Here is a 26199-nt window from a genome sequence, read left to right as displayed (position 1 = left end):
GCTCGTATCCAATCCTGCTAATCCCAATGATGCTGACTTTAAGGCACTCGTATCCAATCTTGCTAATCCCATTGATGCTGACTTTAAGGCACTCGTATCCAATCTTGCTAATCCCATTGTTGATGCCTTCAAGACACTCGTATCCAATCCTGCTAATCTCAATGATGCTGACTTTAAGGCACTCGTATCCAATCCTGCTAATCCCATTGTTGATGCCTTTAAGACACTCGTATCTAATCCTGTTAATCCCATTGTTAATGCCTTGGAGTTATTTACTTCAGTTCCATTCTCTTGGCTATGTACTTTTAAATTTTTTATTTTGTCTTCTTCCAAAATAAAAATGCACCTCTATTCTACCAATATATCTATATCAAATAATAACATAAATTTGGAAATAACCTATAAGGTATAGCTATATAATAAAGTTTGATTAAAAATATGTCTTAAACTCTTATATTTTGTCAAAATAAAAGAATCCATTTGAAATAAAAAAATCAAAATGGATTCCCTTATTAGAAATTTTAATTTAGTTTTTATAAAAAAGTTTGATCAAATATCATGGTCATACCCTATTACAAGGGATTACTAACCTGTTGTTCCACTCTTTTTATTCAAAAGCTAATTTCTTTATTTATACCCATTTTGTTAAGATAGCTGCTTTATATACAGGTCGTTCCCAATCTAGTCTTTCTATCCCTGTTTCAAATGGTGATTTTTTCCGGTTATTATTACTACTTTGATCGGGTAACCTTTAAGGAAAAGAAGGTAGAAATTCGAAATGATAAGTAATCTAAGGCTTTTGGTTTCTAACTGTTAAGTGATAATAAAGTTATTTAATTTTCATATAAAAATATAAGAGCCTTGCTACATTTTATTGTAGTAAGGCTATTTAGAATTGTTTAATTCTTATCTATTTAAATATGTTTGCACTCAAAATTAATAATAAAATTGTTTAATTCTTGTTCAACTAACGCACCTGTTTGTTTAAGTACTGGAGTGGATTTAGGTTAATATCCTGGACATAAAAAAGTTAAGTCGTATATCTTATGCTGATCGGCATAATCTTTCTACTTCACCTAACTAAAATGTGTCCATATTTCTATACTAACTCCATCGCTATAAATTCAAACACACTTCCATTGTATGTAATACAATCAATATAAGAAATAATATTAATTAATCCCGCAAACTCTATTTCAAAATTTGATAAATCTTTATTATTTGAAGAAAACCAAGTTGAAGGATCCTCAGTAGCATGTACATTTCTATGCCTATTAAGCACAATTTCATTTAGAAACTGTTTATCTCTTCCTGAAAATTCACGTGCTCTAAGACCATCTTCTATATCAAATTGCAACTCTTGATTTAGTAAAGCTTTTATCTTTTCGAATTCAGGATTATTAAACCTTTTTAATCGACTTGAGAGCTCAGAAATTGCACTAGCATTATCTCCCCTTATTACTGCACAATTAAAAACTACATGTTTAACAGATGCTTCAAGAAAACGTGTTGCTTTGGTATAAATATCTGTATTTAATATTGACTTTATTTTCACATCATTAGGATCTCTTAATTTAAAAGATTCAATATTTTCCATATCCCGTATAAATGCTTGATAATACATCTGAATATCAGAATGTCTAAAACTAATCATTGCAGTCACCTAGTAATACTGACATACCAAAACTAATTTTATCCTTTGTAGTACGAAGATTTTTAATACGGATAAAGTCATGTTGTAAAATTAGGGAAAATTCCTCGAAACTATAAGTAGTTATTCCTTTTGAGATTAATAAACCTAAGGGTATGAATAATGTCATATAAAGTGTACTATCAAATCTATTATTCCTTATAAATAAGCTATAATTAAAGTTTTCGAAAACTATGTTTATGGTTTTTTTAAATACATCTTGAAGATCTAATGCAAGGGGTTCATTATGCCTGTTTTTTTGTACAAAAATATCCATTTCTTGAGATAATGACACACTTGTTTTACCTGAATTACCTATTATAGTGAAAAATTTCAGAATCTGTTCAGAGTCTCTATATCTTACATCTAAAGGAGAATTATAAAACATTCTCCAACCTTTATTTTCATTTAAATTATTTATAGTATCGATCATAACCCCACTATACATCCTATTACGGAATTCTTGAGATGTTAAATTAGATCCACCCATATTAAGTCTATAAAAGATTTCTTCAATAACTTTGGTATCACTCCAAATATCTTCAACAATTGTTATATTAATCCTTGAAGTTAAAAACCTTCTTTGCATCTCCTTTGACATTTCATAAAAAGAAAAACCCGTAAGGGGTGAATTTTTTATATTTATTTTAAGTTGTCCCTTAATAAAGGCATGAATTGTTTTTAATCTTTGGATTCCATCTATAACTATATATCGTGGACTGTTATTCTCATTTTTGTTACCTTCGTATAGAAACAAATTTGGAGTTGGAAGATTTCTATATAACGAATCAATAAATAAACTTTGTTTACTGGTACTCCAAATAAAATTTCTATATATACTAGTATCAATTTCTATCTCTATATCCTCAATTAAATTTACGATTTCCATAACGGAAAAAGTAAGACTATAATACCTAGTATTATCATTCATACGTATCACTCCTAATCATTTATTATATCAGGTAATAAAAAACAAAAAAACTAATTTTTGAGATATTTTACACCTAAGAGTTTTCTAGTGAATCCGAAATATTAACACCTATATTAGTGTTGGATGAACCTTTGATGTAATAGGACAAATGATTCTGTGTCACTCAACAATGTAAATCTCATTTCAAATACTAATTATGATACAAGGCTTGCGCTACACCTTATTACTTGAGACACAAATTATTGCTTATTATTATAAATTATTATTTTCATCTCCATCTAACAGGAGTTAAATGATTCTTTTAAACCAAATGATATACAAATCGTAGACGATAACTTGACAACAGAAGACATGAAGAGCTTTTATGCAAGCTGCTCCGCTGTCATGCTTGGTCTTGACCCTCTTGAATGTTATCTTGTCGTTGCCGGTAATTTGGAACGGAAGGGGAGTGTTGTGCTGGCGGCATCCCCACGGATGAAAAAAGAATTCGGTGTCAAGACAGGCTCCCGTTTGTTTGAAATCCCAAACGATCCGCGCATTCGGGTTGCAGAGCCCAAAATGGCGACTTATTTAAGGATTTCCACTGAAATTACCCGTGTTTTTAATCGGTATGTTCCGAAAGAAGCGATTCACACGTACAGTGTTGATGAGAGTTTCATCAAGGTAGATGGGGCTGTTCATCTTTGGGGCGATGCGTTTACGATTGCACAAAAAATAAAAGATGACATTGACCGGGAATTTCAATTGCCGTGTGCCGTCGGGATCGGGCCTAATATGCTGCTGTCAAAGCTCTGTCTTGATCTGGACGCGAAAAAGAAGGGGATTGCGGAGTGGACGTACGATGATGTCCAAACAAAACTATGGAAGGTTTCCCCTTTAAGAGAAATGTGGGGAATTGGCCGTCGTGTGGAAAAAACGCTGAACGGGATGGGGATTTTTACGGTTGGTCAGCTTGCTCGCTATGATTTGAAAAAGCTTGAAAAGAAATTTGGGATCATGGGAAATCAGCTTTACCATCATGCCTGGGGAATCGATCTTTCCGAAATGGGCGCACCGATCATGATCGGCCAGATCAGCTTTGGAAAAAGCCAGATTCTATTACGGGATTATAAAGAAGAGCATGAAATAAAGCATGTCATCCTTGAGATGTGTGAGGAAGTGGCAAGAAGGACACGAAGTCATCGGAAAGCCGGGAGGACGGTTAGCTTTGGTGTCGGTTACAGCCAGGATGAATTTGGGGGCGGTTTTTATCGTTCCAGAACGATCGATGAGCCTACGAACGTCACAATGGATATTTATCGTGTCTGCTTGGAACTTTTTCATAAGCATTACGAAGGGAAAACTGTGCGGCAAATTTCAATTTCCCTCGGTAATCTTGTTGATGACAGTGAAATGCAGCTAAATCTTTTTGATAGAAATGGCTGGAAGAATCGGGAGTTGGGCTACACAGTCGACCACATCCGGTCCCGGTTCGGAGCGGGAGCACTTCTAAGGGCCGTCTCTTATACAAGTGCGGGAACAGCCAAACACCGGGCGACACTAGTAGGAGGTCATAAACGGTAGACAAAGGGGGCGGCCTGATGATTCGGATCGAGGAACTATAAAATTTATATTAAATGTCAATTAATTAATTCAAGTTACAGTAGTAACAAGTTATTTTATATAATGTCACACAAAATGTAATTGAAAAGTAGGGGGTTTTGAGGTGATTCGTGATAGAGGCCGCATCAAATGGGTTTCAATGATGTTACCGGAACATGTAAAATTACTAAGGGAATATAATGAAAGTCTGGATAAAGTAGAAAAGCCATTTTTGGATGAACAAAAATATGAAGAGTTTAATGAAGTTATCTGTGGGGCTATGGAAGAGAACATAACTCTACACTTCACTTTCTATCAAAAAGGGGAAATGAAGAAAGTTGTCGGTAATATTCATTATATCGATCAACTGAAAAAAGAATTACGAGTTGTTGATTATGCGACTAAAAAATACGTTTTGAAATTAGGAGATATTATGGAAATTGAGCAATACTAAGAAAATCCAAACTTTAATAAGGGTAGGGTAAGATCAGGAAAACCGCGTTTACAACGCTAAGAAAATGCCAATATTTTAAAGCCTAATTTTTCAGAATTTAATTTGAAAAATTAGGCTTTTTTACTCCGCAATCGCGCCCATTAGTTGAATAAGAATTACTCTATATAGTCAATAAACTTTGCTGGAACTTGTTCAAAAATATAAAGTTCAGGATTATTAAAAGGCTTGTTTTTCAAAAACTCAACGAGAGTATTCATACTTGCCCAATAATGTTTCATTAAACCTTCCTTTGAAGGTAATCCTTCAACAAAACGCCCTCTGCCACCATCATATATATCTTCAATATAAGCAAATAAATCACTTGATATATCTCTGTTAAAAACTAAAATTTTATCACTAAACACAGGAAATCGATAGTAAGGTTTTTCATACGCTTCCAAATCTCCTCTGAAAGCAACTTTAAAATCAATCCATTTTGGTAAATAGCTCAATGCGGTTTGGATTGTTCCTTTTATTCTTGGTCGTAATATAATTACGATCACCTGTTTCTGTACATGCTAATGTGATTTTCACTCTCATGTTTTTCATCTCCAAATTTTGAAGTCTGGTGGATATTTGCATAATGGTTGCTGATATCCGCCGAGTTTCCGACTATTGTGCTGCTGCAATAAATGGAGGAAGGGGATCCTTCAGATCATTCCAATCCATTTGCATCTCCTCATCCGTAAGTAAGCATTTATCCAATGATGCTTCAACTTCATTTCGCGACATGTCAACTCCAATGAAAACGAGTTCAATCATTCGGTCTCCAAACTGATCATCCCATTTTTCAAGCAATTCTGGTTCATCCCTAAGAATCTGTTCTCTTTCCAATTCCGGATAAGCAGCAATCCATTCCCCTGCACCTTGCAGAATGATAGATGGCCCAGCTTGTGACAATAATCCAGTCATATTATTTCGAGTGGCTAGCCAAAAGAAGCCTTTTGCCCGAACAATGTCTTCTGGCCATTCTTCAAGCCAATGCGTAAATCTTTCAGGGTGAAAAGGTTTTTTTCTCCGATAAACAAACGATGAAATGCCATACTCTTCTGTTTCGGGAGTATGTTCTTCATTTAATTCCTTTATCCAGCCTGCGCCTTGACTTGCCTCTTCAAAGTCAAATAAATTAGTATTCAAGATTTCATCTAGTTCCACTTGACCAAATGAGCTCTCAAAGATCCTAGCATCAGGATTCAGCCTTTGAAGGACTGCCTTTAACTCCTGAACACTCTCTTGATCAACTAAATCCACCTTGTTCAAAATTAAGACATTGGCAAACTCTATTTGATCAATTAATAAGTCGACAATTTCACGAGTATCGAATTCATCCATTGCTTCCTTTCGATCTAGTAAGCTTTCACCTGATGCAAAATCATGCCAAAATCGATTAGCATCTACTACGGTTACCATTGTGTCAAGCTGGCAATAATCAGGCAGCCTTATTCCAAGACTTTCATCTACATATGAAAATGTTTGGGCAACAGGAATAGGTTCTGAAATTCCAGTAGATTCAATTAAGATATAGTCAATATCTCCTGCTTGCACAAGCCTTTCTACTTCAATGATTAAATCTTCCCTTAATGTACAGCAGATACAGCCGTTTTGAAGCTCCACTAATTTTTCATCTGTTCTAGTAAATCCTCCTTGCTTGACCATGGAAGCATCAATATTTACTTCACTCATATCGTTTACAATCACGGCAATCTTTTTATTCTCTCGATTTGATAATACATGGTTAAGCAATGTTGTCTTCCCCGCACCTAAATATCCACTTAATACAGTAACTGGTATTTTTTTAACCATTTTGTACACCTCTTTTTCATAGATCAAAATCATTACGATTTAAATTTTAGAGCTTTCCACAAGATTTTTAACTAGATGAAACTCTTAAAGAAGGAATTAAAACTTTTCCCTTACTAAATTTGTGAAAAGGGTTCTTGCTACAAAGCGTAATCATTACGGTTTAAATAATATAATAAATTTTTTTAATGTGCAAGATTTAATCAAAAAAATTCAGCATTTTTCTCTAGCCGATCAAATTTATTATTTTTAAATTCATTTTTTTATTTATTTAATCATAGATTTACTTTAAAATATAAAACGTAATTATTTCGATTTATCAATAAAAAATAAGGAGATTTTTATGAACCGGATTATTCGCACTCATATCATTGAGATTACTGGAGTTTTGATTATCGCCTTAGCCCTTTATGTTATTTCATTTAGCTCAAGCATTAAAGACTCAATAAGCTTTCCGCCATCAATCTTAAATTTAAATACTATTTTTATTAGTATTTTAATAGAAGCATTGCCCTTTGTTTTAATTGGCGTTCTCATTGCGGGTGTGATTCAAATCTTCGTAACGGAAGAACATATTCGAAAATGTATCCCCAAAAATAAACTCTTGGCGGTTATAATGAGCTGCGTCGTTGGTTCTCTCTTCCCCGCTTGTGAGTGTGGAATTGTTCCGATTGTGCGAAGACTTGTTGGTAAAGGAGTCCCGATATATGCGGCCATGGGATTTATGCTGACAGGCCCTCTTATTAATCCCATTGTGATTGCTTCCACTTATATGGCTTTTGGAAATAATACGATGATTGCAGGATTACGCATGGGGCTAGGATTTATTATTGCCCTCATGGTTGCTTTTGCTATCAGTCTATTTTTTAAAGGAACTCAATTTAAATCATCTACCGCCAATGTACACATACATAAACAGCCGAAAGAGGATTTTATCACCCGGTTATGGTCCATGCTGACCCATTCGATCGATGAATTTTTTGATATGGCGAAATATTTAATTATGGGAGCCTTTTTAGCAGCACTTGTCCAGACCTATATGCCTGCAAAAGCATTGCTTGAAGCTGGGAATGGCCCTGTTTCATCCATAATTGTTATGATGGGACTCACCTATGTGTTATCCCTTTGCTCTGAAGCAGACGCATTTATTGGCGCTTCATTTAGCAGCATCTTTCCTACTCCATCTATTTTAGCCTTTTTGATTTTTGGACCTATGATTGATTTAAAAAATACTTTAATGATGCTAGGCGTCTTCCGTTTTAAATTTGTTATGACAGTACTAGCATTTGTTGTTGTAATAGTTTTTGTTTCAATACTTTTAGTATCAAGTTTTCTATAAAGGGGGGAGAATTCGATGAATTTTCATTTTCAACAGGCTATTAGAGCTTTAATTTTATTAAGCTTTCCCATCTTAATTTTTAAGCTTCATTTTACAGGAGAGATTACGAAATTTATTAACCCTAAGTATGAAGGCTTAAGTATTACAGCAGCGATACTATTTCTAGTATTATTTCTTATCCAGCTGACAAGAATTTGGACAGCCAAAGACCAGAAGCACCATCATTGCCATCATGAGGAACATGATTGCTTCCATCACCATGATCACGGTGACACCCCTTTTAATTCGAAAAAGCTACTCTCTTACGTGGTGATTGTTTTTCCATTAATCACAGGCTTCTTGCTTCCACCCAAGGTCCTTGATGCTTCCATTGCTAATAAAAAGGGAGGCATGGCCATTATTGCGAATCAGAAACAGCAGCAAAAAAATGAAACAAACAATGAATCTAATCAACTTGATGTAAATAGTGAAGATAATCAAATTGATATGTTGGAAAATATAAACCTTGAAGAGCTTGTCCAATTAAAAGAGCATGAGATTGATCCAAAAATAACTGCCCAGGAAGAAATGTCAGAAGAAGATTATGAACTATTGAAGAAAAAGATAGCTCAAAAACCTAGCGTCGTTATGGAAGACTCCTTATATTCAACCTATTATGAGGATATTCATCAGGACATCCATAAATATAAAGGCAAACCAATACAATTAACAGGTTTTGCTTATAAAGAGGATGGTCTTGAACAAGATCAGCTCGTTATTGCCAGGTTTCTAATTACCCACTGCGTGGCAGATGCAAGCATTGTCGGATTCCTTACAGAACTACCTGCGGCCTCTTCAATCGATACTGATACTTGGATAGAAGTAAGTGGAGTCTTGGATATCACTACTTATAATGGGATGGAACTTCCCTTCATAAAAATAACTGATTGGACAATAGTCAATGAACCTGTGGAGCCATATATTTATCCGATTAACATTAGAATTTTATAACCATTTCAGATTAGTTAATATATCCTGTTTTTGCAGTAACTTATCAGCTTAAGAAGATGGCTTATTGGGAGAGGACTTCAGTTTACTGTAGTTTTCATTACTTTTTGGTGGATCGCTATTGAACGTGGTCTACTTAAAGCATTTGTTATATACCTAACAGAAGAAACTGGGGATTATTATATATCAGAATTAAACCCTTTTCTACACCTTAAATTGACCAACTAGGGGTAGAGTCAAAAAATGAGAATTTTCAACCAAAAGAAAAAGCCTAAATTCTTAGTGTTTTTAGTGAGATATTAGGCTTTTGTTCCTCCATAATCACGCCGCTTCTATTCAAGTTAAATCATAATGGTTACGATTATTATCGTATAAAAGATTGTCGATAAAAGTAAGTTTTTGGAATATTTTTTTATGATCAAAATGAGTACCTACTTTTCTGCCGAAATAAAAGATTCATATTTTCATTTACAAAATCATAAAAATATTATAAAGTTTAAAACGTAATGGTTACGATTTGAAATCAGAATGGAGTTAAAAATATGAAGATTAAATTAGTTGTTTACGCATCTGTTCTTACGCTAAGTCTTATTTTATTCGGATGTGGAGGTACCAAAACTGTAAGTAAGAATGAAGAAGTTAAGGAAAAAGAAACATTAAAAGTCTATACAACGATTTATCCGCTTGAAGATTTTACGAAAAAAATTGGCGGCGAGTTTGTCGATGTGAAGAGTATTTACCCGCCTAATGTAGACGCTCATACATATGAACCTTCTACAAAAGATATGATGAATTTGGCAAACTCTGATTTATTTATCTATACAGGGGTTGGTATTGAAGGTTTTGCAGAAAAAGCTTCCGAAACGTTGAAGAAAGAAGATGTACACATTCTACAAGCTGGGGAAGGACTTGAACTCATGGAATCTAGTCATTCTGATGAACATCAACATCATTCTGATAGTGACCACCATGAGGATGGGGCCCATGAAGATGAACACACGGACTCTCATAAACATGAAGAAAACGAACATCATCATGGAGATTTAGATCCCCATATATGGTTAGATCCGATCCTGTCTATTGACCTTGCAGCTAATATAAAAACTACGTTAGGTAAATTAATGCCAGAACACAAAGAAGAGTTTGAAAGCAATTATCACCAGTTAAAAGGCGAGTTAGAAAAGCTTGATCAAGAGTTTAAAACAACCATTGAAGGCTCAAAAACTAAGTATTTATTAGTTGCCCATGCTGCCTACGGATATTGGGAAAAGCGTTATGGGATTGAACAGGTTCCGATATCAGGTTTATCACCTACACAAGAACCTACCCAGAAACAATTACAGACAATCATTCATAAGTCAACCGAGCATAGCATCCACTATGTGGTTTTCGAGCAAAATGTGTCACCAAAGGTAGCGAAGGTCATTCAAGAGCAATTAGGTGCAAAGTCGCTTACTCTTCATAATCTGGAGGCTGTAACAGAAGAGAACATTAAACAAAAGGATGATTACTTTAGTATTATGCGCAAGAATTTAGAAACGATTAAGGCTGCTTTAAATTAGTAACAACGATTTCAATCCCTGCTTTTGTTAAGTAGGGATTGCATTTCAAAAACACTCTATCAAAAACTCAAACATATTATATTAATAAAACTATCTTGGAGGTCTTATGAATCGAATTCTTCGCAATCATATCATAGATTTTACTGGGATAATCATTATTGGTTTAGCACTAATGTTGCTTTACTTCAGCTTTCGTTTTCAACCCACATTCCATTTTTATCCTTTATTGTTAAATCCCAACACAATTTTTCTCAGTATTTTATGGGTGTTTTTCCTAACTCCCCCTTGAGATTCTTCCTACATTAAATGGGCTGATAACAAAAAGACACGCCCCTTTATATGCGCGCCTCGATTTCGATTAAAGTTTAACTTATATAACTTTCAAAAATATTTACAATAAAAATCGTGTCTTAATTTTCCACTTAGCTGAGCATATATTTTGGTGGTCTCACTCTTCTCATGACCAAGTAAGCTCTGAATCACTTCAAGTGGCGCACCATTGTTAATCATATGTGTCGCATAGCTGTGTCGTAATTGATGAGGATGTATTCTCTTTTTTATCCCAGCTCAATTTGATATGCGTTTGATAATATATCTCAGATTATCGATACTCATTCGCCTGTTTGTCCTTCTTTTCGTAATAAACAAACAGAAATCCTCATCATCTCGCTCATCTAGATACCTTTTTAACCAAATAGAGCCATGGGTATTACAGTATACTTCCCTTTCTTTATCACCTTTCCCATGTACAATAACTGAATTCATTAAAAAACTAATATCATTACGATTTAATTTTACAACTTCTCCAATACGGCAGCCAGTCGAGTACATAAATTCAAATAACGCATTCTCCATTGAAGTATGACAAGCTTCAAATTTTCCTCTTTTGTGACAAAATATGCTAACCTTTAATAAAGGCAAATTTTACGAAAGTAAAAGACGCAAAGCCACGGGCCTAAAACAATTCATGTAATGGTAGCCGGGTTGCAAAATATCCATACAACATTTAGAGGATTCCCTTTCCAAATTTGCCTTAATTTAGTGAGGGGTGTTTTAAATGAGTAAAACCGCATTAATTGCTGACGATTCAAGATTTCTAAGAAATTTATTAAAGAACGTCTTACATAAAGAAGGCTTCACAGTTTTTTTTGAAGCTTCTGATGGCATAGATGCAGTCTCTTTATATAAAGAAAAGACTCCAGACATTGTGTTATTAGACTTAACTATGCCTACTTTGAATGGTATAGATGCACTTAAAAGGATTATTGATTTTGATCCAAAAGCAAAGGTAATTATTTTTTCAGCAATGGGTCAAAACAGGCTGATGGTGGAAGCAATAAACTCTGGAGCAAAAGACTTTATTGTCAAGCCCTATTTTAATGAACTGGTTCCAGCGGTTAGAAAATTATTTATTTAATTCGCATTTCATAATAAAGTGCTTTTTTTTTTATGAAACTTACTTACTCTTTTTTGTTTAATAAGAAACTGCTGGTTTAAAGCGATTATAGACGCTTGTCAAAGCTGGTTAATGAAAGGCGAGTAGCGTTTTGCAGATCCTGAAATAGCAGCTGCACTTTCAATGAGCATTGCTACAGGATTAGTGGCGTGCAGTACAATAATGGGGCAATCAATACGAGAAGATATTGGAATGATGTTTGGACAGTTTCATATTCAAAAGGCAGCACTTGGAGCTAAAGTTCTTCGTCTAATTAAAGAAAAAGGGTGGCTAGTTCCACCTCCATTACATCATTATAAAGCAGAAGATTGTTAGTTAATTTATAACTGGTAAAAGGGGAGAAGAAATTTTATTCTGCTCCCCTTTTTATTTTTAAAGTAACTCGTACTTTTCATTAAATTAATTGATTATTATCCTCTTTTGAATTTAAATTTACTCGCTATTCTTCACAAATTGTTATTCAAGCTATTAATATATCAAAAGCTAACATAACTTATTACTATTTAATATTACATATATGGACGGCTATGATGTTCCGGAACATGTAAAATTATTGAGAGACTGGGCGAAGGAAGATACGTACGAACAAAAACGGGAAATCGATGAGCAAAAGCTTGATAACATGAATGAAATCATTTCCGAGGCAATGGAGTTCGAAAAATTAGTTACAATTACACATTATCGTAATAAAAATTATGAACTTGTCATTGGAAAAATTCATTTTTGGGATGAAATCAATCAAAAGTTGCATATTACGGACCAATTTGGGGAGGTACACCGGGTTCATATTTCTGGCATAGCCGATGCGCGGTTTATTGATTGAAGTAAAAAAATGGAAGGAATCAAGATGGCTAACAATCTATCGATAGAAGCACCTTAACAACAAGGAGGTGATGTCGCATGCCAAGAGGGAAGGAGCTCGAACAGCTTCCAATGGCCAATATAGCCCCAAGCGCAGGTGATGATAGGAGTTCAGCAGATCGGGAAATTCTGCAGGGAATCGTCGAGGAAGAACCCGTAGCACCAGCAAAAGCGAAGATTAAAAATGAAAACCGGGGATGATTGACCCCCTGGTTTTCAAAATGAATTATTCTTGATCAGCAGAAGCCTTTGGTGCACGGACAACAGATTCAAATTTGCCTTTATGGGTTCCGTCACAAAATGGAGCTTTAGAAGACATTCCACAGCGGCAAAGAGAGAAAGTCTGCTTTGTTTCGAATGTGTTCCCTTCCACATCAATCAGCTCAACGTCGCCAGTTATGCGATATGAGCCATTATCATTCACCTTAATTTGAACCTTTGACATACATAACCATCCTTTCACAAAATTGCCATATTCCTTATCTGATGTTAATCGGTAAAAACAAAAAAAGCAAATAAAAATGCTTAAGCAACTGGAACCGAAGCTTTCCACATTTATGCTACAATAAAGAAAATGGATGGCAAAGGATGTTATATAAATGGAAATCACGATAACCGAGACAGCAGCTAATAAAATAAAAGAGCGAGTGGCTGGAAAAAACGGATATATAAAGCTTAAATACGACACAGAGGGGTGCGGATGCGTCGTTAGCGGTGTCACAGCCCTCTGGTTAGTAAATGAGATAGATGAAGATGACCGTGAAATTAAAACCAATGCAGGCAGCATTTTTGTGGAAAAATCAAAGGAAGTTTTTTTAGATGAAAATATGAAAATTGATTTCTCCGAGAAAGCGAATTGCTTTCAATTAAAGAGCCCCAATCAATACTTAAATCCAAGAATGAGCTTTTTTGACCGGACAGCAGGTTAAATAAAAAAATATAAAAATGAGGCAGACTTTAAAAAAGGTCTGCCTATTTTTTTTATTGCCTTTATAGCAGAATTCTCATATTCTATCCACAGAAAAATGAATGAACATACGAAAGATATATTATGCCCCTCAAAATTAAATCATATTGAAACATTATTTTTTTAGGCTGTTTTCGTAAAGTTTGTTGCTTTTATAATGGGATTTTTAATTTAATAATCTGAGTTGATTGGAGCGGAGGGCACTTGACTCCTCGAAAATGCTATCGCATTTCCTTCGTGCGTGGGCAGATTCAAGGATGTAAATTCAGTATCCTGCGGGAATAGAGGGAAGCGGGAGACCCCACAGGCGGTAACGCCGAGGAGGCTCCCGTCCCCTCCCCGCGGAAGCAAGTGCCCGCAGCGGAAATCAACGGGCAAACTTTTAAAGCTAAAACAACAATATATGCGAAAACAGTCTTTTTTTAATAAAAGTTTCAATCCATAGATGCAAAAAAACGCATGTTTCAAAATGCGTCGACATTAAATAATAAAGACACTAGAGAACGGAGGGCGAAATATAATGAAGACGAAATGGATGATTTCTCTTATGTTTGCGGTCCTGCTGTTATCAGCTTGCACTGTTGCTACTATGAATATGGTAATAGAAGAGGACATCCCATTTAATGTGAAAGAAATTATTCATACAGAAAAAGTGAAGGATGGAGTCATTCTGCTATATGTAACAAGCCAGAAAAATGCTAAGGGAGAAATTGATGCAGTGACGGTTGCTTTTTTAAAGGGAAATGATCAAGACGGATGGAAAAATGCTGGCCATAATCACTGGGAATATAACGATAATGAATATATGACCGTATATACAGATACTTTTTACGATTATGATCAAAAGGGGAAATTAGAAAACAGGCTTCCGGTTATCTATGGGAAAATTCAAAGTGAAGAGATTAAATCAATCGAAGTGAAAGGGCAGGATCAAAAGGCAGAAAAGGCAAATATCATTGAAAAAGAGAGCGGGCGCTATTTTTTAAAGCTGGGTGATTACCAAATCGCAACGGGATTAACGGGGGATGGAAAAGAAGTCAGTCAGCAGGAATAAGGAAGAGGCCTGGGAATTCAGGCCTTATTCAGGAAGAAATTCTTCACTGTCACAAAATACAAATTCATCCAGAAACTCATCGATCACCTTTTCATAGTCTTCCCTATTTTCATTATAGGACTGGGCATGGATGCCATTGACAGCCAAGTAAAGTTTTTTCGGTCCTTTTTTTCGTTCGAATAAAGCTTTAGACATGGTTGGTAAAATAAAATCATCTTTCTGGCTATGTATGAAAAGGATTGGTTTTTGAATGTTTTCGATGACAGAAATGGGGGAGACATCTTTGATCGAGTATTTCTGCCGCATGCGCAAAAACAAATCAGCAACGGGTAAGACGAGTTTTATCGGCAATTTCATTTCTGTTTTTAACCGATAGGCAAGCTGCTCTTTAAAGTCTGAAAATGGGCAATCAGCAATATAAAAATCAGCCCCGTCTTCAAGCATTCCTGCGTAAAGAAGCATTGTTGCCGCACCCATCGATTCTCCGTGAATGCCGATCTTAATTTTGGGCCCTTTTTCTTTTTTCAGCCAATCAACGACAGCTTTGAGGTCGAACTTTTCATAGTGGCCGTAACTGGTCGTTTTCCCGCCGGATTCTCCATGACGGCGATGATCGTAAATAACCGCATTAAACCCTCGCTTCAAAAAGACCTTCATGTACTTGATCGAATTAATTTTATTCTCTGTTACTCCATGCGAAATGATAATGTAGTGATTCGTCTGATGCGGCTCGAAGACAATAGTCTTGAGATGATAGTTAAATGGAGAGGGAATAAGCACATCTGTTTTTGGAAGATTCTCATATTCGATCGGATCGAGTCGACCGGCTTCTCTTTCACGTTTTAATATAAATTGATCTTCTTTTTTCTTCATATACATAAGCCTATTCGTAAAATAAACACCCACAGATGATAAAAAGAGAATGAAAGAAAAAATAAAACGAAACAGTCTTTTCATGTCCATCCTCCTTGTAGACCTTTTCTTTATTTTACCATTAAGTGGGGAATAAAAAACATGATAGGAGTAATAATTTCAGGGAACTTCCTCATAAAATTTTGAAATTGCTGCAAAAGTCCGAGCTTCCGCATAAAACGATGAAACCGCTGAATGAGATCCTGGAACTTCTACATAAAGTTTCGAAATCTATACATAAAAAAACCGCTAAAAAGCAGCGGCTTATTGCGGAGAATTCTGGCGCTTTGTAGGATGAATTGCTTTTTCCAATTCCTCAGCAGCTATCGTTGGGTTTACTGTATCACTGTTGGGCTTTCCCATCTGGCTGTTTCCTTTATCACGTTTCTGACTCATCGCTCATTCTCCCTCCTTATTTGTCTTTCACCTAATAAGATGGTTTAAGAAGAGCGGGCTTATACATTAAGTTAGACGATCTCTGAATGGAGCCGGTAATAAGTGCTTTCGATCGGCCGAGAAAGATGCGGCTGGATAATCTTAATTGCTTGAACTAGTTTTTCTAAATCGACGTTTGTTTCAATCCCCATTCGCTGAAGCATGTAGACGACATCCTCAGTTGCGGCATTGCCAGCGGCTCCCGGAGCGAATGGGCATCCGCCAAGACCGCCGGCTGATGTATCAAACCGTTCTACCCCGGCCTGCATCGCAGCAAAAATATTTGTAAGCGCCATCTTTCTTGTGTCATGGAAATGAGCCGTTAGCAGTGTGTCAGGAAATGCCTTTTTCAAAAGGCTGAATAAAGCAAAGGATTCATGAGGCGCGGCCATCCCAATCGTATCAGCTACACTCAATTCATCTACCCCGGCCGAAACAAATTGGCGGCATAAGTGCAATGTATCTTCGGGTTTCATTTTCCCTTCATAAGGACAGTAAAAAGCGGTTGAAATACAGGCACGGACAAAATATCCTTTTTTCTTTAATTCGCTAATAATCGGTGTCAGCTCGTCCATGCTTTCCTGAGTGGATTTGTTAATGTTTTTCTGATTAAAGGTGTTACTGACACCGACAAATAGAGCGACGGCTTTACAATCAGTCATATAAACTCTATCGATTCCTTTTCGGTTAGGAGCAAGGACAATGTTGCGCGTTTGGATGTCAAGGCAATCGGCAACAATTTCTGCAGCGTCCCCCATCTGAGGAACCCACTTTGGTGAAACAAAAGAGGTAAGCTCCATTTCAGTTAAACCGGCGTTTTTCAGGCTTTGAATAAACGCTTTTTTAATTTCAGTCGGAACAAATGCTTTTTCATTTTGCAGTCCATCACGGGGACCAACCTCAATAATTGTCACTTTATCCGGAAATTGAAGCTTCATCATATCCTCTCCCATTTCAAATTTTAACTTTATTCAGCAGAAATCTTTAAACGGTATAAGTAGCGAGATGAAAGCAAACAGGAATCCAATTCAGTGAGGATTCAAACTTCGGTTGAATAAAGTTAATCCCCTGGCGAGCCTTTCGATTTTTTAAAGGAATTTATCTAGCAGGCTAAGGTAAAAATCTGGGATCAAATACGCCAAGGCGAATTTGATTGATTTTTCCTTATTATCTAGCTGCCTCGCGGTCATAACCAAGCCGATTCCGCTTTTCTTTATTTTAGTGTGAATGTTTTTGGAAATGCAAGAATAATAGGAATTTTAGCAAAAAATAAAAGGATTTTTGTGTTGTATCTCGAAATATTACTAGTGAACAAAGAAACGAAAGGAATGAGAAGATGGCACACACAGAAGTAGTTATTGTCAGCGCTGTTCGGACAGCAATCGGAAGTTTTAATGGCAGTTTGAAAGACATATCGGCACCTGCCTTGGGCGCAGTGGCAATTAAAGGAGCACTTGAAAAAGCGGGTGTAAAGCCTGAACAAATAGATGAGGTTATTCTTGGGAATGTATTGCAGTCAGGACTTGGACAGAATCCGGCAAGACAGGCGGCACTAAAAGCGGGGATCCCTGAAAGTGTTTCTGCAATGACAATCAATAAAGTTTGCGGCTCAGGACTAAAAGCGGTTCACCTTGCCACACAGGCGATTTTGGCGGGAGATGCAGAAATCGTCGTTGCTGGCGGAATGGAGAATATGAGTCAAGCCCCTTACATATTAAAAAATGCCCGTGACGGCTTTAAAATGGGTGACCAGAAGCTTGTTGACTCGATGATCTCCGATGGTTTATGGTGCGCATTCAATGATTATCATATGGGGGTAACAGCGGAAAATCTTTGCTCAAAGTATGAATTAAGCAGAGAAGAACAGGATGATTTTGCTGCTTTAAGCCAAGCAAAAGCAACAAAGGCAATTGAAGAAGGGAAATTTAAGGACGAGATTATCCCAGTTGAAATTCCTCAAAGAAAGGGTGATCCCGTTGTTTTTGACACGGATGAATACCCGAAAAAAGGGACAACGGCTGAAAAATTGGGCGGACTTCGCCCGGCATTCAAAAAAGACGGAAGTGTAACAGCAGGGAATGCTTCAGGAATTAATGACGGAGCAGCTGTACTCGTAGTCATGAGCAGGAAAAAAGCAGAAGAACTGGGCATCCAGCCGCTAGTAACGATTAAGGGCAATGCAAGTGCAGGCGTAGATCCGAGTATTATGGGCATCGGGCCAGTAACTGCTGTGAAGAAAGCCCTTGAAAAAGCAGCTGTTTCCATGGAAGAACTAGAGCTGATTGAGGCGAATGAAGCCTTTGCTGCGCAATCACTTGCCGTAGACAGAGAGCTTCAATTCAATAAAGATATATTGAATGTCAATGGCGGAGCGATTGCACTTGGACATCCAATTGGAGCCAGCGGCGCAAGAATTCTAGTCACATTGATTCATGAAATGAAAAAGCGGCAGGCGAAAAAAGGCCTCGCTACACTTTGCATTGGCGGAGGTCTAGGGGTTGCGACGGTTGTAGAGCTGACGGAATAGTCTAGGCTTAGCAACAGGCATAATTTCCAATGCTTTCAAATGAAAGGGGCGAATGGCGTGAAGGCAATATGTTCTTCCTTTAATGAAGCAGTAAAGGATATTCATGATGGCGAGGTCCTTATGGTTGGCGGATTCGGGCTGTGTGGAATACCAGAAAACCTGATTCTTGCTTTAGTGGAGAAAGGGGTAAAGGACCTGACAGTCATTTCGAATAACTGCGGGATCGATACTTTCGGACTTGGTTTGCTTTTAAAAAATAAGCAGATTAAAAAAATGGTCGGTTCATATGTTGGTGAAAATAAAGAGTTTGAAAGGCAGGTTCTTTCTGGAGAAATTGAAGTCGAACTTCTGCCACAGGGAACGCTTGCCGAAAAAATTCGAGCTGGCGGAGCCGGGATCCCGGCCTTCTATACGCCTGCAGGTGTTGGAACGCCGTTTGCTGAGGGAAAAGAAACAAAAATTTTTAATGGAAAAGAATATTTGCTTGAAGAGGCATTGGTCGCTGACTTCAGTTTAGTGAGAGCGTGGAAAGGCGACAAAATGGGCAATCTTGTCTATCGCAAAACAGCGAGAAATTTCAATCCAATGATCGCCGCTGCAGGGAAAGTAACGATTGCCGAAGTGGAAACGCTTGTTGAAATCGGTGAACTTGATCCGAACAATATTCATACACCGAGCATTTATGTCCAATCTCTAATTGAAGGAAAACAGGAAAAACGCATTGAAAGACTAACCGTAAAAAAATAATAATCGCGGAAGGAGAGAAGGTCATGAGTAACGATAAGGCGGCTGTCCGCGAGAAAATTGCTAGACGAGCTGAAAAGGAAATTGAAAATGGCTTCTACGTCAACCTTGGAATTGGGATGCCGACACTGGTAGCTAACTATATTTCAGATGACAAGGAAGTGGTTCTGCAATCGGAAAATGGCTTGCTTGGCATCGGTCCATACCCTGTCGAGGATGAAGTAGATCCTGATCTAATTAATGCGGGCAAGGAAACGGTTACCGCGATTCCTGGTTCATCCTATTTTGACAGTGCTGAATCGTTTGCCATGATTCGGGGCGGGCATGTGAATATTGCAATCCTTGGCGGAATGGAAGTCTCTGAAAATGGCAATCTCGCAAACTGGATGATTCCGGGCAAAATGATTAAAGGAATGGGCGGCGCAATGGATCTCGTCCACGGTGCCAATAAAATTATTGTCATTATGGATCATACGAATAAAGATGGCGAATCAAAAATTCTGAAAGAGTGCACACTTCCGCTGACAGGAAAAGGTGTTGTTAACCGAATCATCACTGAGCGGGCTGTCATTGATGTAACGGAATCAGGCCTAAAGCTTGTAGAGGTTGCAAAAGGCTTTACTGTTGAGGACATTATTCAGTCAACAGAAGCATCATTACAGGTGGACGAATATGTTTTAATAGAGGCTTATTAAATTTTTGCGAAAAGTACAGTGAAGTTTGCTGTGCTTTTCGTTATTTTTTAAAGAAAGCGAGGAAAACATGATGGGATTTTCAATTAAAGGAATCGATCACATTCAGCTAGCGGCTCCAGAAGGTAGCGAAGAACAGGCCAGAGAATTTTTTGGAGACTTGCTAGGTTTAAAGGAAATATCGAAACCAGAAAATCTTCAAAAGCGAGACGGGTGCTGGTTTGTATGCGGCAATCAGGAAATACATATTGGAGTACAAGAAGGCTTTCTACCGGCAAAAAAAGCCCATCCGGGTTTAGTAGTAGAGAATTTAGGCGAACTTCGTCAAAGTTTGCAGAATAAAGGTGTCATAATTAAAGAAGATTTGCCAATTGAGGGAAGAAACCGATTCTTTGTCGACGATCCATTTGGCAACCGAGTTGAATTCCTGGAGTTTTTAAAATGAAAAAGAACGAAGTAGTTATGTTATAATTGAAAGCAAAATATTTAATGAGGGGATTTTAATGAAAAAGAAAAAACAGCATTCTCAAGCCCAAAAAGATGATAAACCAATTACGCTCGGTGATATGATAAACCAAGATTTGATGGATCAGTTAAAAGGCAAGAAACAGGAGTTAAAAGCAGCAGAAGACAAACAAAAAGAAGAGGAAGAAAAGCGAAAGAAAGAGGAACGCAGATTAAAAGAAAAAAACAAAAGCTTCGAAGATTTGTTTAAAGAGAGTGAACTAAACTGGAAAGAGTTTAAATAAAAAGTCTCCACTGAAAAAAACGCTTGGCACAATTGAACTGCATCTCAATTGTTAGACATAATCTAACAATAAGGGGTGAAGTTCAAATCCAAGCGTTTTTTAGCTGAGGAAAGCATATTTTCTTATTCCTAGTTCCTCTTAAAAAACTGCTGATATGTTTGACTTACGGTTTTTACGAAGATATCTCCAATTTTTCAATTTTATCTTCGAAATTTTGATTTTATCTCTGACATTTACAAAATCTCGATTTTCGGCAAAAAGCAGCGCATTTCTTTTATTATCTATGCTGTTCATACCGGTTCATCTTCGCGATGGATTTGATAATAGTGAGTTCCTCTTCTGAAAGCGGCTTTTTTCTGACAGCCTCTGCATTTTCTTTGATTTGCTGAACATTGCTTGCACCTGCTATTACCGATGAAACAGCTGGATTAGCCAGATTATACTGTAGCGCAATTTCAACCATAGAATGTGAATCGCTGAGCTTTTCTCGCAGCAATGGGATGGTTTTGTTTAATTCTTCATAGCTATAGTCTAAATATCCTTTTGAGGTTACTTTGTCTAACATTTTACCGCTTAAAAGACCCTTTGCCAACGGCCCCCGGGTAACTGCGCCAACGCCATTTTTATGCAGTAGCGGAAGAGCTTCTTCTTCAGGCCTGCGATCTAAGATGCTGTATTGCATCATGACAGAGACGATGTTCGACTTTTCCACGTATTCCTTGATGACATTCGGACGGATGGAAGAGATCCCGTAGTGACGGATAAATCCTTCCGCTTTTAGTTCTTCAAATGCTTCAATCGTTTCTTCAATTGGGTCCTCGATTGTTCCACCGTGCAGCTGGTATAAATCAATATAATCAGTATTAAGCCTTTTTAAACTGGCTTTCACAGCCTCTTTTATATGCTGTTTGGAAGGGTCCCAGCTCCAGCCGTCCTTTTGTTCATTCCAGCGATTTCCTGCTTTCGTTGCAATGATTACTTGATCTCGGGCACTTTTTAAAGCTTGCCCGACAAGCTTCTCGTTTTCGCCGAAATCGTATAAATCCGCTGTGTCAAAATAATTAATTCCTGCTTCTAATGCCGCTTCAATGATTGCTTGTGCCTTTTTAGGATCAGTGCCCAGCGACATGCAGCCGAGCCCAAGCTCACTGACATACAAATCAGAATTCCCTAACCGTCTTTTATTCATTAATCTACCTCAATTCATTATTTCTATCTATTCTATCGAAGGAAAAAGGACAATCGCAAATATAATGGATTTTTCGCAAATAAAAGAGGAATTCGCAAATATAATCGATTTTCAATTGTTTAGGAGTTAGTGATTTTCCTTTTTTAAGCAAGAATAAACCCAATCTTTCAGCAAATAATAATCCTTGCTGTATTCCTTTAATTTTTGACGAATTTCCCAAGCTTTGCCCACTAAGATGACGCCTTTCTCGTGTACATATATCTTCATGCCGGACTCCCCCATTTGAAGTATGATAATATGTATGAGCAAACACTATCAGAATAGAACAGGAGTGGCCGGAACAATGAGTCGCCTAGAAGAAAAAACGATAAAAACAGAGAAGATTTTTACCGGAAAAGTCATTAGTTTACAGCTAGAAGATGTGGAATTGCCGAACGGAAAAACATCTAAGCGTGAAATCATCAAGCATCCAGGAGCGGTGGCTGTGCTTGCTCTGACCGATGATCATAAAATTGTCATGGTCGAGCAATATCGAAAAGCTTTAGAAAAAACGATCGTCGAGATTCCGGCTGGAAAATTAGAATTTGGGGAAGACCCGGAAGTTTGTGCGAAAAGAGAGCTAGAAGAAGAGACAGGATACGGCTGCAAGGAAATGGAATGGCTCATCTCCTTCTACACTTCCCCTGGGTTTGCTGATGAAATTATTCATTTATATATAGCAAAGGGTTTGGAAAAGAAAGAGAATGCTGCGCCGCTTGATGACGATGAATTTGTCAATTTAATGGAACTTACACTTGAGGAAGCAGAACTTCTACTGCAAGAGAAGAAAATTTATGACGCGAAAACGGCGTACGCTGTTCAATATTTGCAATTGCAAAAGGTGCTGAAACAGTCAAATGAATGACTATTATTCTGATTTACATATACATATAGGCAGAACGCAAACGGGTAAACCTGTAAAAATAACGGGAGCAAGGTCGCTCACTTTTACGAATATTATTGAACATGCAAGGAATGCAAAGGGACTGAACATGATTGGAATCATTGATTGCCATTCACCAGAAGTAATCCTGGAAATTGAACAGCTAATGGAGTCAGGAGACGTGACTGAACACCATGGGGGAGGGATCCAGTATGGGGATTTAACGATCATTCCGGGATCTGAACTTGAAATCTACGATGAAAACTGTCAAGGACCCATCCATGTTTTATGCTATTTTCCAACAATGACAGCGATGACGGCTTTTTCAATTTGGCTTTCAAAGCACTTGAAAAATATTACGCTAAGTTCGCAAAGAATTTATGCGACTGGCAGGGAGCTCCAAGTTAAAGTAAAGGAGCTTGGCGGATTATTTATTCCTGCACATGTGTTTACCCCATTTAAAAGCTTATTTGGAAAAGGGGTTCGCCAATCGTTAACAGAAGTTTTTGAAAAGGAATATGTTGATGCAATTGAGCTCGGTTTAAGTGCAGACACTTCTATGGCAGATCAAATTAAAGAGCTGCATGGATACTCGTTTATTACAAATTCCGATGCACATTCTTTAAAGAAGATCGCAAGAGAATATCATGTGCTCTATATGGTGGAACCGTCCTTCAATGAACTCGAAAAAGCGTTGAAAGGAATCGATGGTCGCGGCATAAAAGCAAATTATGGCCTCGATCCACTCTTAGGGAAATACCATCAGACTGTGTGTTCAGAATGTTTTGCGCCTTTTGATGCCGCCAGCAATGAATGCAAAAACTGCGGCCATTCGAAATTTATTAAAGGGGTTGCAGATCGAATAGCAGAACTTAAAACGGCGAGCGAACCACCCGCTGATCGCCCACCGTATATTCACCAAGTTCCGCTCGAATTTATTCCGGGCCTCGGACCGAAAATGCTGGAAAAGCTTCTAGATCATTTTGGAACAGAAGTGGCAATCTTGCATAAAGTTCCATTAAATGAATTGAATCAGGTAATTCCTTCAAAAACGGCGGAACTAATCGTAAAAGCAAGGGAAGGGAAACTAAATCTAACCGCAGGCGGTGGCGGAAAATACGGGAAAATCGCAGATTAAATGAACAGATCCGGATCCTCAATAATTGGAGCCGGGTCTGTTTATTTTTACATGTTTTTTTCACGGAGATAAAGTTTCACATTCTTCCCAAAAGACCTGTCATACATACGTGGGACGAGCATACAATTTAATAACCCATTTAGATGAATCAAAGGCTGTAAAAGTTATTTTCGTTTTATCGCAGATTAACGGGCAGTAAAATCCCCACTTCAAGATTCAGATAAATCGCATAAGGATAAGCGGGGATTACTGCCCGTAAAAGCCCGATTAAAGAACACAGACTAAAAGCGCCACGTTCTTCTGTGGCAACGTCTGTGTGACCCAAAACCTGTTGTGGGCCGCAACTAACCATCAGTGGTGGATGAACACACCCCCCACTGATGGAAGATTCACTTTATAGGAGGAAGAGCAATGAGAAAAAATATGTACCAGAACGTCGTCGCAAATCATTTTCGTGAGCATTCCTCAATTTATTTATTTGTGATCGTTTTATTTTTAATGGGTGTTATTTTTGGGGCTGTTGTCGTTAACAGTTTGAGCTTTACGCAAAAAGAGGATTTGTTTTATTATCTCTCACAATTTTTTGGACAAGTTTCGAATGAAAAAGTAGCAGAAGCAAATGATTTATTCAAGATGAGCTTTTTTCATAACACTAAATTTATTGGCTTAATATGGATATTAGGAATTTCAATCATTGGCCTCCCGATTATTCTTATTCTTCTGTTCATGAAGGGAATGGTCGTCGGGTTTACAGTCGGTTTTTTAGTCAATCAAATGGGCTGGGATGGATTTCTGCTTTCTTTCGTATCCGTTCTGCCGCAAAATTTAATTATCATCCCAATATTTATCGTCTCATCAACGCTAGCTGTATCCTTCTCCTTAAAAATGATTAGCAGGCAGTTTATGAAAAAAGTGGGCCAGCCGATGATGCCTTTGTTTGGAAGGTATATGATTGCTTTTGCCTTCGCTGTTATTTTCTTATGTGCTGCGGCTGGAATTGAAGCTTTTATCTCCCCTGTTTTAATGAAATCAGTAGTTAATTCCATTCAATCATAAACGCATCGTAATGAAGTGCGATTATTAACATGGCTGTTTTCGTAAACTTTGTTGCTTTATTAGTGTGATTTTATTTAACAATCTGAGTTGATTGGAGCGGAGGGCACTTGACTCCTACGGGAATAGAGGGAAGCGGGAGACCCCGCAGGCGGTAACGCTGAGGAGGCTCCCGTCCCTCCCCGCGGAAAGCAAGTGCCAGTAGCGGAAATCAACGGGCAAACTTTGAAGGCTAAAACAACAATATATGCGAAATGAGCCTTAACAAAAGAGCAAATTGCGAATGAACCAAATGGTTTATTCGTATTTTTTTATCCATCACACTTTATATAAGTTATAATATAATAATAATTATCATCACTTATTTGTAATGATTTTATTTTGAATCTATTCCTTTATCTGTTATAATGAGAATGTTAGTGGCGAGGGAGGGACTTCGGTATGGAAAGTAGAATTGAGAGAATTAAGAAGCAGTTGCATTCATCTAGCTATAAATTAACTCCTCAGCGTGAAGCAACAGTTCGCGTTTTGTTAGAACATGAAGAGGATCATTTAAGTGCGGAAGATGTCTACCTCCTAGTTAAGGAAAAATCGCCTGAGATAGGCTTAGCAACTGTATACAGAACGCTTGAATTACTAACGGAACTTAAAATTGTCGATAAAATTAACTTTGGTGATGGTGTTTCCCGTTATGACCTACGTCAAGAGGGGGCAGCGCATTTTCATCATCATTTAGTATGTATTGAATGCGGAGCGGTTGACGAAATCCAAGAGGATTTATTAGAAGATGTAGAAGAAGTGGTTGAACGCAGATGGAACTTTAAAATTAAAGATCACCGTCTGACATTTCATGGCATTTGCCATCGCTGCCACGACAATACAATTGATGAAGATAATAATGAAGAAAGTAATCAATCATAAACTTTAAACCTTTTCTATCAAAAGAAAAGGTTTTTTATATGCAGTTTATGGCGATTTTAGGTATAATTCTTGTCCAAAATGGCATACCCTTTTTATTAAGGCTGTTTTTGTAAAGTTTGTTGCTTTTATAATGTATTTTTATTTAATAATCTGAGTTGATTGGAGCGGAGGGCACTTGACTCCTCGAAAATGCTAT

29 protein-coding genes, 4 pseudogenes and 1 riboswitch are annotated in these 26199 nt (G+C 37.4%); of the genes and pseudogenes, 20 read left to right on the top strand and 13 right to left on the bottom strand.

Features of this window, described 5'->3' with window-relative positions:
- The 3 genes from BGM26_RS09555 to BGM26_RS09545 form a co-directional block, all read right to left on the bottom strand.
- Positions 1-333 (bottom strand): hypothetical protein (locus BGM26_RS09555; RefSeq protein ID WP_217039599.1); only part of this gene is annotated, 333 nt, incomplete at its 3' end.
- A 766-nt stretch (positions 334-1099) separates the two neighbouring features.
- Positions 1100-1654: a hypothetical protein gene (locus BGM26_RS09550; RefSeq protein ID WP_217039598.1), complete on the bottom strand. Its 555-nt coding sequence runs from the start codon at positions 1652-1654 to the stop codon at positions 1100-1102.
- Positions 1647-2621: a DUF262 domain-containing protein gene (locus BGM26_RS09545; protein WP_217039597.1), complete on the bottom strand. Its 975-nt coding sequence runs from the start codon at positions 2619-2621 to the stop codon at positions 1647-1649. Before BGM26_RS09545 ends, BGM26_RS09550 begins: the two co-directional genes overlap by 8 nt.
- Before the next feature lie 351 nt (positions 2622-2972).
- Between BGM26_RS09545 and BGM26_RS09540 the strand changes: the two genes are divergently transcribed.
- Together BGM26_RS09540 and BGM26_RS09535 are read left to right on the top strand one after the other, a co-directional pair.
- Positions 2973-4184, top strand: a complete 1212-nt coding sequence (locus tag BGM26_RS09540; protein ID WP_217040723.1) for a Y-family DNA polymerase — start codon at positions 2973-2975, stop codon at positions 4182-4184.
- Positions 4185-4326: 142 nt separating this feature from the next.
- Positions 4327-4656, top strand: a complete 330-nt coding sequence (locus tag BGM26_RS09535) for a YolD-like family protein (RefSeq protein ID WP_217039596.1) — start codon at positions 4327-4329, stop codon at positions 4654-4656.
- Positions 4657-4811: 155 nt separating this feature from the next.
- On the opposite strand, the gene BGM26_RS09530 is transcribed toward BGM26_RS09535, so the two are convergent.
- From BGM26_RS09530 to BGM26_RS09520, 3 genes and pseudogenes are all read right to left on the bottom strand, one after another.
- Positions 4812-5147, bottom strand: coding sequence for a hypothetical protein (locus BGM26_RS09530; RefSeq protein ID WP_254119178.1), 336 nt, complete (start codon positions 5145-5147; stop codon positions 4812-4814).
- A pseudogene (gene rpmG / locus BGM26_RS09525) lies at positions 5140-5235 on the bottom strand (50S ribosomal protein L33); the annotation flags it as partial. The gene BGM26_RS09530 and the pseudogene rpmG, both read right to left, overlap by 8 nt.
- Positions 5236-5307: 72 nt before the next feature.
- Positions 5308-6498 (bottom strand): GTP-binding protein, encoded by a 1191-nt coding sequence (locus BGM26_RS09520; RefSeq protein ID WP_217039594.1) that lies wholly within the window; start codon positions 6496-6498, stop codon positions 5308-5310.
- Positions 6499-6838: 340 nt separating this feature from the next.
- Here BGM26_RS09520 and BGM26_RS09515 point away from each other — a divergent pair, with 340 nt between their 5' ends.
- The 3 genes from BGM26_RS09515 (at position 6839) to BGM26_RS09505 (ending at position 10383) form a co-directional block, all read left to right on the top strand.
- Positions 6839-7834 (top strand): permease, encoded by a 996-nt coding sequence (locus BGM26_RS09515; protein WP_217039593.1) that lies wholly within the window; start codon positions 6839-6841, stop codon positions 7832-7834.
- Positions 7835-7849: 15 nt separating this feature from the next.
- Positions 7850-8824: a TIGR03943 family putative permease subunit gene (locus tag BGM26_RS09510; protein ID WP_217039592.1), complete on the top strand. Its 975-nt coding sequence runs from the start codon at positions 7850-7852 to the stop codon at positions 8822-8824.
- A 539-nt stretch (positions 8825-9363) separates the two neighbouring features.
- A complete protein-coding gene (locus BGM26_RS09505; RefSeq protein WP_217039591.1) occupies positions 9364-10383 on the top strand; it encodes a metal ABC transporter solute-binding protein, Zn/Mn family in 1020 nt (339 codons plus the stop codon).
- A gap of 381 nt (positions 10384-10764) precedes the next feature.
- Here the strand turns inward: BGM26_RS09505 and BGM26_RS21525 are convergent.
- Positions 10765-11256 (bottom strand): annotated as a pseudogene (locus tag BGM26_RS21525) (tyrosine-type recombinase/integrase); the annotation flags it as partial.
- Positions 11257-11289: 33 nt separating this feature from the next.
- Positions 11290-11375, top strand: a riboswitch (cyclic di-GMP riboswitch).
- 65 nt (positions 11376-11440) lie between these two features.
- Here BGM26_RS21525 and BGM26_RS09490 point away from each other — a divergent pair.
- From BGM26_RS09490 to BGM26_RS09475, 4 genes and pseudogenes are all read left to right on the top strand, one after another.
- Positions 11441-11800 (top strand): response regulator, encoded by a 360-nt coding sequence (locus BGM26_RS09490; protein WP_217039589.1) that lies wholly within the window; start codon positions 11441-11443, stop codon positions 11798-11800.
- Positions 11801-11926: 126 nt separating this feature from the next.
- Positions 11927-12154 (top strand): annotated as a pseudogene (locus BGM26_RS09485) (DUF3231 family protein); the annotation flags it as partial.
- Between the two features lie 212 nt (positions 12155-12366).
- A pseudogene (locus BGM26_RS09480) lies at positions 12367-12662 on the top strand (YolD-like family protein).
- 77 nt (positions 12663-12739) lie between these two features.
- On the top strand, positions 12740-12901 hold the full coding sequence (locus tag BGM26_RS09475; protein WP_217039587.1) for a hypothetical protein: 162 nt from the start codon (positions 12740-12742) through the stop codon (positions 12899-12901).
- A 25-nt stretch (positions 12902-12926) separates the two neighbouring features.
- Here the strand turns inward: BGM26_RS09475 and BGM26_RS09470 are convergent, their stop codons facing one another.
- The gene (locus tag BGM26_RS09470; protein WP_217039586.1) at positions 12927-13145 is read right to left on the bottom strand and encodes a CDGSH iron-sulfur domain-containing protein; all 219 of its coding nucleotides are present in this window, start codon (positions 13143-13145) and stop codon (positions 12927-12929) included.
- A gap of 154 nt (positions 13146-13299) precedes the next feature.
- Between BGM26_RS09470 and BGM26_RS09465 the strand changes: the two genes are divergently transcribed.
- Both BGM26_RS09465 and BGM26_RS09460 read left to right on the top strand, forming a co-directional pair.
- Complete coding sequence (locus BGM26_RS09465; protein ID WP_217039585.1) at positions 13300-13629, top strand: iron-sulfur cluster biosynthesis family protein; 330 nt, start codon at positions 13300-13302, stop codon at positions 13627-13629.
- Positions 13630-14187: 558 nt separating this feature from the next.
- Positions 14188-14721: a hypothetical protein gene (locus tag BGM26_RS09460; RefSeq protein ID WP_217039584.1), complete on the top strand. Its 534-nt coding sequence runs from the start codon at positions 14188-14190 to the stop codon at positions 14719-14721.
- A gap of 24 nt (positions 14722-14745) precedes the next feature.
- Here BGM26_RS09460 and BGM26_RS09455 read toward each other — a convergent pair whose 3' ends face one another.
- From BGM26_RS09455 to BGM26_RS09450, 3 genes are all read right to left on the bottom strand, one after another.
- The gene (locus BGM26_RS09455) at positions 14746-15678 is read right to left on the bottom strand and encodes an alpha/beta hydrolase (RefSeq protein WP_217039583.1); all 933 of its coding nucleotides are present in this window, start codon (positions 15676-15678) and stop codon (positions 14746-14748) included.
- A 219-nt stretch (positions 15679-15897) separates the two neighbouring features.
- Complete coding sequence (locus BGM26_RS21685) at positions 15898-16029, bottom strand: hypothetical protein (RefSeq protein ID WP_302053226.1); 132 nt, start codon at positions 16027-16029, stop codon at positions 15898-15900.
- Positions 16030-16100: 71 nt separating this feature from the next.
- A complete protein-coding gene (locus tag BGM26_RS09450; RefSeq protein WP_217039582.1) occupies positions 16101-17006 on the bottom strand; it encodes a hydroxymethylglutaryl-CoA lyase in 906 nt (301 codons plus the stop codon).
- 398 nt (positions 17007-17404) lie between these two features.
- Here BGM26_RS09450 and BGM26_RS09445 point away from each other — a divergent pair, with 398 nt between their 5' ends.
- The 5 genes from BGM26_RS09445 to BGM26_RS09425 all read left to right on the top strand — a co-directional run bounded on the left by BGM26_RS09445 (position 17405) and on the right by BGM26_RS09425 (position 20780).
- Positions 17405-18595 carry an acetyl-CoA C-acetyltransferase gene (locus tag BGM26_RS09445; protein WP_217039581.1) on the top strand — a complete coding sequence of 397 codons (1191 nt, stop codon included), beginning with the start codon at positions 17405-17407 and terminating at the stop codon, positions 18593-18595.
- 57 nt (positions 18596-18652) lie between these two features.
- A complete protein-coding gene (locus BGM26_RS09440) occupies positions 18653-19342 on the top strand; it encodes a CoA transferase subunit A (RefSeq protein ID WP_217039580.1) in 690 nt (229 codons plus the stop codon).
- 23 nt (positions 19343-19365) lie between these two features.
- A complete protein-coding gene (locus BGM26_RS09435; protein ID WP_217039579.1) occupies positions 19366-20034 on the top strand; it encodes a CoA transferase subunit B in 669 nt (222 codons plus the stop codon).
- Positions 20035-20104: 70 nt separating this feature from the next.
- Positions 20105-20476 carry a VOC family protein gene (locus BGM26_RS09430; protein ID WP_217039578.1) on the top strand — a complete coding sequence of 124 codons (372 nt, stop codon included), beginning with the start codon at positions 20105-20107 and terminating at the stop codon, positions 20474-20476.
- A 58-nt stretch (positions 20477-20534) separates the two neighbouring features.
- Positions 20535-20780 carry a YqkE family protein gene (locus tag BGM26_RS09425; protein ID WP_217039577.1) on the top strand — a complete coding sequence of 82 codons (246 nt, stop codon included), beginning with the start codon at positions 20535-20537 and terminating at the stop codon, positions 20778-20780.
- A gap of 277 nt (positions 20781-21057) precedes the next feature.
- On the opposite strand, the gene BGM26_RS09420 is transcribed toward BGM26_RS09425, so the two are convergent.
- Together BGM26_RS09420 and mciZ are read right to left on the bottom strand one after the other, a co-directional pair.
- Positions 21058-21969, bottom strand: a complete 912-nt coding sequence (locus BGM26_RS09420; RefSeq protein ID WP_217039576.1) for an aldo/keto reductase — start codon at positions 21967-21969, stop codon at positions 21058-21060.
- Between the two features lie 126 nt (positions 21970-22095).
- Positions 22096-22236 carry a Z-ring formation inhibitor MciZ gene (gene mciZ / locus BGM26_RS09415; protein ID WP_217039575.1) on the bottom strand — a complete coding sequence of 47 codons (141 nt, stop codon included), beginning with the start codon at positions 22234-22236 and terminating at the stop codon, positions 22096-22098.
- Positions 22237-22312: 76 nt separating this feature from the next.
- Here mciZ and BGM26_RS09410 point away from each other — a divergent pair, with 76 nt between their 5' ends.
- From BGM26_RS09410 to fur, 4 genes are all read left to right on the top strand, one after another.
- A complete protein-coding gene (locus BGM26_RS09410) occupies positions 22313-22873 on the top strand; it encodes an NUDIX hydrolase (protein WP_217039574.1) in 561 nt (186 codons plus the stop codon).
- Positions 22866-24029 (top strand): endonuclease Q family protein, encoded by a 1164-nt coding sequence (locus BGM26_RS09405; protein ID WP_217039573.1) that lies wholly within the window; start codon positions 22866-22868, stop codon positions 24027-24029. The genes BGM26_RS09410 and BGM26_RS09405 overlap by 8 nt, the downstream gene beginning before the upstream one ends.
- A gap of 411 nt (positions 24030-24440) precedes the next feature.
- Positions 24441-25085, top strand: a complete 645-nt coding sequence (gene spoIIM / locus BGM26_RS09400) for a stage II sporulation protein M (protein WP_217039572.1) — start codon at positions 24441-24443, stop codon at positions 25083-25085.
- A gap of 438 nt (positions 25086-25523) precedes the next feature.
- Positions 25524-26003: a ferric iron uptake transcriptional regulator gene (gene fur, locus BGM26_RS09395; RefSeq protein WP_217039571.1), complete on the top strand. Its 480-nt coding sequence runs from the start codon at positions 25524-25526 to the stop codon at positions 26001-26003.
- Positions 26004-26199 lie beyond the last annotated feature (196 nt).

The sequence above is a fragment of the Bacillus sp. FJAT-29790 genome (assembly GCF_019039215.1).
In the GTDB taxonomy this organism is placed as follows: domain Bacteria; phylum Bacillota; class Bacilli; order Bacillales; family Cytobacillaceae; genus Cytobacillus.
The sequence above is the reverse complement of the archived record's forward strand: the minus strand, read 5'-3'. Positions and strand labels throughout refer to the sequence as shown.

Bases quoted from the DNA above. Each gene is read 5' to 3' on its own strand.
- BGM26_RS09515 (WP_217039593.1), top strand. From the start codon at position 6,839: ATGAACCGGATTATTCGCACTCATATCATTGAGATTACTGGAGTTTTG.
- BGM26_RS09545 (WP_217039597.1), bottom strand. From the start codon at position 2,621: ATGAATGATAATACTAGGTATTATAGTCTTACTTTTTCCGTTATGGAA.
- BGM26_RS09425 (WP_217039577.1), top strand. From the start codon at position 20,535: ATGAAAAAGAAAAAACAGCATTCTCAAGCCCAAAAAGATGATAAACCA.
- BGM26_RS09430 (WP_217039578.1), top strand. From the start codon at position 20,105: ATGGGATTTTCAATTAAAGGAATCGATCACATTCAGCTAGCGGCTCCA.
- BGM26_RS09475 (WP_217039587.1), top strand. From the start codon at position 12,740: ATGCCAAGAGGGAAGGAGCTCGAACAGCTTCCAATGGCCAATATAGCC.
- BGM26_RS09455 (WP_217039583.1), bottom strand. From the start codon at position 15,678: ATGAAAAGACTGTTTCGTTTTATTTTTTCTTTCATTCTCTTTTTATCA.
- mciZ (WP_217039575.1), bottom strand. From the start codon at position 22,236: ATGAAGATATATGTACACGAGAAAGGCGTCATCTTAGTGGGCAAAGCT.
- BGM26_RS09470 (WP_217039586.1), bottom strand. From the start codon at position 13,145: ATGTCAAAGGTTCAAATTAAGGTGAATGATAATGGCTCATATCGCATA.
- BGM26_RS09420 (WP_217039576.1), bottom strand. From the start codon at position 21,969: ATGAATAAAAGACGGTTAGGGAATTCTGATTTGTATGTCAGTGAGCTT.
- BGM26_RS09465 (WP_217039585.1), top strand. From the start codon at position 13,300: ATGGAAATCACGATAACCGAGACAGCAGCTAATAAAATAAAAGAGCGA.
- BGM26_RS09450 (WP_217039582.1), bottom strand. From the start codon at position 17,006: ATGAAGCTTCAATTTCCGGATAAAGTGACAATTATTGAGGTTGGTCCC.
- fur (WP_217039571.1), top strand. From the start codon at position 25,524: ATGGAAAGTAGAATTGAGAGAATTAAGAAGCAGTTGCATTCATCTAGC.
- BGM26_RS09510 (WP_217039592.1), top strand. From the start codon at position 7,850: ATGAATTTTCATTTTCAACAGGCTATTAGAGCTTTAATTTTATTAAGC.
- BGM26_RS09435 (WP_217039579.1), top strand. From the start codon at position 19,366: ATGAGTAACGATAAGGCGGCTGTCCGCGAGAAAATTGCTAGACGAGCT.
- BGM26_RS21685 (WP_302053226.1), bottom strand. From the start codon at position 16,029: ATGAGTCAGAAACGTGATAAAGGAAACAGCCAGATGGGAAAGCCCAAC.
- BGM26_RS09550 (WP_217039598.1), bottom strand. From the start codon at position 1,654: ATGATTAGTTTTAGACATTCTGATATTCAGATGTATTATCAAGCATTT.
- BGM26_RS09445 (WP_217039581.1), top strand. From the start codon at position 17,405: ATGGCACACACAGAAGTAGTTATTGTCAGCGCTGTTCGGACAGCAATC.
- BGM26_RS09410 (WP_217039574.1), top strand. From the start codon at position 22,313: ATGAGTCGCCTAGAAGAAAAAACGATAAAAACAGAGAAGATTTTTACC.
- BGM26_RS09505 (WP_217039591.1), top strand. From the start codon at position 9,364: ATGAAGATTAAATTAGTTGTTTACGCATCTGTTCTTACGCTAAGTCTT.
- BGM26_RS09490 (WP_217039589.1), top strand. From the start codon at position 11,441: ATGAGTAAAACCGCATTAATTGCTGACGATTCAAGATTTCTAAGAAAT.
- BGM26_RS09460 (WP_217039584.1), top strand. From the start codon at position 14,188: ATGAAGACGAAATGGATGATTTCTCTTATGTTTGCGGTCCTGCTGTTA.
- BGM26_RS09405 (WP_217039573.1), top strand. From the start codon at position 22,866: ATGAATGACTATTATTCTGATTTACATATACATATAGGCAGAACGCAA.
- BGM26_RS09540 (WP_217040723.1), top strand. From the start codon at position 2,973: ATGAAGAGCTTTTATGCAAGCTGCTCCGCTGTCATGCTTGGTCTTGAC.
- spoIIM (WP_217039572.1), top strand. From the start codon at position 24,441: ATGAGAAAAAATATGTACCAGAACGTCGTCGCAAATCATTTTCGTGAG.
- BGM26_RS09520 (WP_217039594.1), bottom strand. From the start codon at position 6,498: ATGGTTAAAAAAATACCAGTTACTGTATTAAGTGGATATTTAGGTGCG.